General features: G+C 68.5%; 3 protein-coding genes. 2 read left to right on the top strand and 1 reads right to left on the bottom strand.

The features are described from left to right. Positions 1–148 precede the first annotated feature (148 nt). Positions 149–3,295, bottom strand: coding sequence for a BTAD domain-containing putative transcriptional regulator (locus ACIOKD_RS41015; RefSeq protein WP_402093537.1), 3,147 nt, complete (start codon positions 3,293–3,295; stop codon positions 149–151). Between the two features lie 1,530 nt (positions 3,296–4,825). Here ACIOKD_RS41015 and ACIOKD_RS41010 point away from each other — a divergent pair. Beyond that, the gene (locus tag ACIOKD_RS41010; protein ID WP_402093535.1) at positions 4,826–5,575 is read left to right on the top strand and encodes an SGNH/GDSL hydrolase family protein; all 750 of its coding nucleotides are present in this window, start codon (positions 4,826–4,828) and stop codon (positions 5,573–5,575) included. Positions 5,576–5,757: 182 nt separating this feature from the next. Continuing rightward, positions 5,758–7,092 (top strand): ferric reductase-like transmembrane domain-containing protein, encoded by a 1,335-nt coding sequence (locus tag ACIOKD_RS41005; RefSeq protein ID WP_402093534.1) that lies wholly within the window; start codon positions 5,758–5,760, stop codon positions 7,090–7,092. Positions 7,093–7,310: the final 218 nt, after the last annotated feature.

Genomic DNA, 7,310 nt, shown 5'->3' with positions numbered 1-7,310 from the left:
CGTCCCACCCTCGGCGTCCGTACTTACCGCTCGCTTAACAAAGCCTTGCTCCCCTCCCGCCCGCCACGACAGCCCCACGACAGAAACCAACAGGCCTTCCTCCGGCTGGATCAACACAGCATCGCAACCAGGCGGAAGACGAGTCCGGTCAGTAGAAGGCGGCCAGCACAGAGGGGGTGCCGGACATCCGTTCGTGGAGCTGGTGACCGCCCGTGGTCCCGTTCTCGTGGCCGGCTTCCAGATGAGCCACGAGCAGTCCCACGGCATCGCGGGCGAGCGGCTCCAACAGGAGGCGGTGCGTATCGGCCGCCAGCTGAAGCCACCGCTTCGAAACCACGGTCCCGCTGTTCTCGGCCCCGCTGTTCTCCGCCGCGGAATCCTCGGTCCCGGAGTTCCCGTCCGCGGGACCAGCCGTGTGCAGTGCCAGTCCGAGACCGGCCACCGCCTTGCGGTTGGGGGGAGCCGAGGGAGAGTCCCACACGGCCCGGAAGATCTCCCCGGCCTCCGCGAAACGGTTGTGGCAGGCCGCAAGAACACCCCGCAGGTTGTCCGCAGCCGACTTGAGATCGTCCGCACTCAGCGCCGCTGCCAGCTGTTCCACTTCCGAGAGCCGGTCTTCGGCGGCGCTGACGGAACCCTCCGCGATGTCCAGGCACGTCAGCCGCAGCAGGGCGTAGGCCAGGCGGGTGCGGGACCCGATGGACCGAAGGGTCCGAGCGGCCTCGCACCACTGCGTGCGGGCCTGGTCCCTCCTGCCGGCACTTTCGTCCGCGTCGCCGCAGAGTTTGACGGAGAAAGCAGCCGCGAAGGCGTCGTTAGCGGCATGTGAGGCTTCGAGGGCCGCCTGCCCGTGGCTCCGCGCACCCTCGACGTCTCCTTGCTGGAGGCAGTACGTCGACCAGTTCGTCTGCAGGACCGCCCGGTTCCAGTGGAACCGCGTTCCCGAGATGCCCGCTTCGGCCTTGGCGAACAACTCAGCAATTCCGCTCTCGGAGTTGAGCATGGCGTAGAGCGTGTCGTAGCAGGGTCCCAGGACGGCGAGGTCCGGATGCTTCGCATGGCGCCACGCGGCCTGGTACCGCAAGCCGTACGAGCTGGCGTCCGCGTGCTTTCCGGCGATGTGACTCAGCCAGGCGAGCCAGGCGAACGTGAAGAAGAATGCCCACTCCTCGTCCGGTGTGGGTTGTCCCGACCGGCCGGAACGGGTGTCCTCATAGGCTTTCAGGCTCCTCTTGAGCCGCTCGATCCCCTCTTCCTCTCGGCCACTGACGAACCAGTAATAGCCGAGGTGCGCCTCCAGGACGAGGGACTCGACCGTCCTGCCCTGCCGTATCAACAGGTCCGACGCGACCCGGATGTTGGCGGACTCCTCCGTGAGCGTGGTCACCCAGGTGGTCAGATCCTTGGACGAGAGCCCTGCCGCGCCGTCACTGGTGAGGCGCAGGGCCCACGCGGTGAAACGGTCCTCCGCCTCAGGTCCGCGCCCCTCCTCGTACAGCCGCGCCAGCGCGTATTCGCGTACGGTCTCCAGCATCTGGAGCCGGACCCCGCTCACGGCCGTGACCGGGGACAACAGGGACTTGTCCACCAGCTGGGTCAGAAGGTGCATGAGGTCTGTTCCGTCGCCGCCCGGCTGGATCAGGCCGGCCCGTTCGGCCTGGTCGAGGGAGCAGCCGCCGACGTGCAGCGCGAGTTCGGTGAGCACCAGCTGCTCGGAGACATCGAGAAGGGTGTAGCTCCAGTCCAGGACGGCCCGCAGGGTCTGGTGCCTGGCGGGCGCCGTCCGTTCACCCCTGGTGAGCAGCGCGAACCGGTCGTCCAGTCTGAGCGTGATCTCGCGCAGCGGAAGCAACCGGGCGTACGCGGCCGCGAGTTCCACGGCCAGCGGCAGGCCGTCCAGTCGACGGCAGAGCGCGCGGATCTCCTCCATCGACGCCTCGTCCGTACTGAACGACGGATTGATCATCATCGCGCGAATGCTGAAGAGATCAGCGGATTCCTCGGTGGACATCGGAGACAGGGGGAACAGCACTTCGCCGGGAACGGTGAGGGGCTCTCTGCTGGTGGCCACCACGGTGAGTTGCGGGCAGCGGCTGAGCAGGTCCGCCACGAGAGGAGCCGCGGCGTCCAGGACGTGCTCGCAGTTGTCGAGAGCGAGGATGGTCCGCCGACCGCCGAGGAAGGAGGCAGCGCGGTACATGTAGTCGTGCGGCTGCTGGTCGGGCTTGGCCGACGAATCGGACAGACCCAGAGCGGACGCGACGGCCGCCAGTACTCCTGACTCGCCCACCGCTGTCAGGTCCACCCACCAGACGCCGTCGTGACTGGGCGCCAGTCCGGAGCACGCCTCCAGCGTCAGACGGGTCTTGCCGACACCGCCGGGCCCCACGACGCTGACAAGCCGCTCACCGGCGACCTGCTCGCACAGAGTGGCCAGGACATCCCGGCGGCCGACGAAAGGCCCCAGCGGCCGGACCAGATTTCCCTCGCTCCGTGACGGGCGATGGTGTTCGGCCTGCTTCGGGGAGAGCTGGAAGGGGTCGCCGTTCTCGCGTTTCAGGGACTGGTCATGGCGCAGGATCGCGGAATGCAGGGAGCGGAGGTCCGGCGACGGATCCACTCCCAGTTCGGAACCGAGGAGCTTACGGCCCTTGTCGAAGACCTCCAGGGCCTCGGCGTGCCGCCCACAGCGGTACAGCGCCAGCATCAGTTGAGCGCGGACCTTCTCGCGCAGAGGCGTCTCGGACAGAAGCGCCGACAACTCCGGTACGAGCTCTTCGGCCCGGCCCAGTTCGAGGCACGCAGCCGCCGCGTCCTCGATCGCACTGAGACGGTGCTCCTCCAGACGGGTACGTTCGATGTCGAACGGCCTGCCGACCAGATCGTCGAGGGCGCGGCCACGCCAGAGCGACACACCGGCCCTGAGGTTCTGCTCCGCCTGCTCGTACGCTCCGTTGCGCAGGTGTTCGCGGCCCTGCTGCACGAGGTCCTCGAAAGCAGAGACGTCGAACTGGTCCTGCGGCAGCAGAACCAGTTGGTAACCGCCCTGGCGCGTCTCGATGCGACCGTCGGCTCCGTTCGCGGTGAAGACGGCACGCAACTTGGCCACTTGCACCTGCAGGGCGTTGACCGGGTCCTTCACCTCCCGTTCCCACCACAGTTCGTCGATGATGGTGTCTCGCTGCACGGGCTGGCCGCCGGCGAGGAGCAGGCGGCCGACGACAGAGCGGGAGAGTGATCCGGGGAGGCTGACCGGGGAGCCCTCGTCGTTCAGTACTTCAAGTCGGCCAAGCATTCGAAAGTGCATGAGTCACTATCCCCCGGACGAGGCCCGCCCATGGACGAACCTGTGGCTGCGATGTCCCCAAGCGGAAACGCGACCTCCGTCGGCGGACGCGCGGACGGGCGGCGATGACCGGGCGCGCATACCGACGGCAGAAACAAGGTCGCGGTGCGGCCAGGAGGCATGACATGACCTGCCAGCCGCTGACGCGTACACCGGGTGGTTCGTGGCCGACAGGAGGTGGCGAGCACGTATGTGCCCTCCCCCCGCAACCGACCCCCGGCCGACTCGGTGGCCGTCACGAGATCGATCGGCAACGTACGTCCTCCGGAGACCGTTCCACAAGCCCGCGACAGCGCTCGGCCTTCTTGTTCAGCGGTGCCTGCCGGCTGGGCTTTGCGTCCGAGAGCGACTGGCCGCCGCGGTGGGGGCCTGTGGGGGCAGAGGAGCGCGAGAGGAGCCCGCCACATCACTCCTCAGAGCTGCGGCCGCCGAGACGGAGGCAGCAGCCGGGGACGGGTTCTGCGGGTCGCGGCCGGCGGCGCGTGAGGCGGCGTCCCGCGGCACCGAGCCCGGGAAGGCATCACGCTTGCCGCGCCGTTGTTCGAGCTGCTCGCCGCTCTGCACGGCGGGCCCTTCGCGTCGCGGCGCTGTCGGTATGACACGACCGGCTGCCCGGTCAGGAAACCCGCGGACCGGTGCGGTCGACCGCGTCGGGGCAGCCCACACCACCTGGCTGCTGGAGGTCTGAGGAGGCGATGTCTGGGACTCGCGGACGGGCGCTGGCGCAGGGGCCCATGTCGGAGCGCTGATGGATGATGCGAACGGTGCGGACGGTGCGGACGGCGACAGGATCTCGAAATCGGCCCCGCCGACTTCTACGGTGGCGGCGCCACGGCTCTGGGAAGCGATCTCGTCCCAAGCACTCGGGTCCCCTCTCCGCGCTCCTTCCGGAATGCTGTCGTCTCGACGCACGAACGGCCCTCGCTCGATCCGTGCGGTCCGTGCGGTCCGTGCGGACCGCTCAAGGCGTGCAGTTTGCGCAGCGCCTGCGGCATGCAGGGAATAGTCATCGGACTGGTCCGTCTCTCCGGACTGGTTCATCATCGTTGGCCCCTTTCAAGTGCTTGTAGTGGTCCATACGCGGACAACGACGCACCGGTTCATACGTGGCTGCGGCCCGACCTGACCCGGCGCCGTACACAGCCGGTCTCGCATCGGGCGTGATGGCGGCGACCGCTTGGACCAGGGAATCCGCCGGTGAACCCCGTCCCGGCCCCGGACGTAGCCCTGTGCGAGCGGTCCCGTTGCGCAGTTGATCGGCATCCGGGGACCGCGCGCACGATCCTGCACGCCTTACTCGACATCATTTGGGGACACATGGCGACAACAAGAAGCACCGGTCCGCGTACTGCGGGATGGCGCACGTGGCTGGGGGGCGCGCTGGCTCTGACCACGAGTCTGACCGCCCCGGGCACCGCTTTCGCCGCATCGCCCGGCTCCGGTGCTCAATCCGCCGAGCACCGGTCGGTGGGGAACTATGTGGCACTCGGAGACTCCTACGCCTCAGGCCCTGGAATCGCCGACCAGACCGATGCGGCCTGTGCCCGGTCCGACCAGGCATATCCCGCACTCGTCGCCCGTGCCAGGCAGGCCACCTCGTTCTCCAACGTGACCTGCAGCGGTGCCACGACGGCACACATGACACAGAGCCAGGGCACCGTCGCGCCGCAGCTCGACGCGGTCGGTCCTGGCACCGACCTGGTCACGCTCACCATCGGGGGCAACGACATCGGCTTCAGCCGGATCCTCGGCACCTGCGCGCAGTTGAGCACCACCGACGTGACGGGCAGCCCCTGCCGGACGTTCTACGGGACGAGCGGTACCGATCAGCTCGCCCTGAACATCGAACAGACCGCTCCGAAGGTCTCCGCGGTCCTCGCGGGCATCAAGCAGCGCGCCCCGCAGGCACGCGTGGTCGTCGTGGGCTACCCCGACCTGCTTCCCGATGACGGAGTCGGCTGTTTCCCCACCGTCCCCTTCGCCGCCGGGGACTTCGCATATCTCCGGGACACCGAGAAGCGGCTCAACGCCATGCTCGCCCGGGCGGCCAGGCAGGGGCACGCCACCTACGTCGACACCTACACATCGAGCATCGGCCACGACATGTGCCAGGCCGCCGGCACGAGGTGGGTCGAGCCGCTGACGCCGCAGGCGCCGGCAGCGCCCGCGCATCCCAACGCCGCCGGCCAGGCGGCGATGGCCGCGGCGATCGAACGACGTGTGTGCTGACTGAAGGCGCCCGTCGGCCCGAAGACCCCCGTTCATGACCATCACTGCTCCAGTGAACCGATCCGTGTCGACTGCCGTTCCACAACCGAGTGGGGTTCCGCACCAGGCTGGAGCCCCTGTTCTTCGTGGCGTTACGGGCGTCGTCCGCCCAGTGTCGTTACGCGACGATGAGGAGTACGAAGATGGTGACGAGTACGCGGGTGCGACACAGCACCTTGGCGCCGGTCGTTGCAGCGCAGTGGGCGCTGTGGACGTTCGCCGTCGTCAACGTGGTGATTGTCGAGGTCCTGTTCTCCACCGGCGCCGCCGGCAAGAACGGGACCCTGAGCGTCGCCAAGTTCTTCGGTCTGCAGGCGGCCCTGCTGATGGTCTTTCAGTTGCTGCTGGTGGCCCGCATACCGTGGCTGGACCGACGTATCGGCATGGACCGGCTGACGCTGTGGCACCGTTGGATCGGCTTCACCCTGCTGTGGACCATCCTCACCCACGCCACACTGGTCGTGCTCGGCTACGCCAGGCTCGACGACGCACCGATGCTGAAGACGTTCTTCGCGCTGAGCGGAGTGCCGGCCTCGCTGCTGGGCATGCTCGCCGCCGCCGTCATCATCGTGATCGCCGTGGTGTCCACCCGACCCCTGCGGCGCCGGCTGCGCTATGAGACCTGGCACGGCCTGCACCTGCTGCTGTACACAGCCCTGGGGATGGCGTTCGTCCACCAACTGATGGAGACCACCACCTTCACGTCCTCCGCGTTCGCCACGGTCTACTGGTGGGCGCTGTGGCTGTTCGCCTTCGGCGCCCTGCTGATCGGGCGGATCATCGTGCCGGTCCGGCGCAACGCCTACCACCGGTTCCACGTCGCGGCCGTCGTGCCCGAGTCGGACGACGTGGTATCGGTACACGTCACCGGCCGCCACCTTGAGCAGTTGCCCGCTCGGGCCGGCCAGTTCTTCGTCTGGCGCTTCCCCGGACACAACCACTGGTGGCTGGCGAACCCGTTCTCACTGTCTGCGGCGCCCGACGGTCACACGCTGCGGCTGAGTGCGAAGGCGGTCGGCGCCACCAGCGGCGGTCTGCGGCACCTGCCGGTGGGTACCCGCGCGTTCCTGGAGGGTCCGTACGGAGCGCTCACCTCGTTGCACCGTACGCGTCCCGGTGTGCTGCTGATCGCCGGCGGGATGGGGATCACTCCGATCCGAGCACTGCTGGAGGAGGAGCCGGCCGGCGACATCGTCGTGCTCTACCGGGTGCGTACCGAGACCAACGCCGTCCTGGGCGACGAGGTGCGAGAACTGGTCGACGCCCGCGGCGGACGCCTGCACCTGCTCACCGGTCAGAGCCGGGAGGGGGCGTTGCCGTTCGAGCCGGACAACCTCCGCGCTCTGGTCCCCGACATCACCGAACGCGACGTGTACGTCTGCGGCCCGCCCGCCATGACCTCGGCCGTGCTCGACAGCCTCCGGCGACTGAAGGTTCCCGTCCGGCAGGTGCACGCCGAGAAGTTCAGCCTGGCCTGACCGGCAGCGACCGCGCGGGTCAGGTGGCCGGGTCAGCTCCACGTTTCGTAGGGGCGGCTGATCCGGCGGAGGCTGATCCAGGTCGACGCCGTTGCCGGAGGTTCCGGGTACGCGAACGAGGCGGGCCCGGCGCGAGCCGCCGAGCACTCCGCCGAGCGGTTCCGCACTGCTGAGTCGACATGGCACTGCTGAGTCGACGTGGAAGCCAGGGCCCGGGC

Source organism: Streptomyces sp. NPDC087844, from assembly GCF_044742785.1.
Lineage (GTDB): Bacteria > Actinomycetota > Actinomycetes > Streptomycetales > Streptomycetaceae > Streptomyces.
This window is presented reverse-complemented; position numbering and strand designations above follow the sequence as displayed.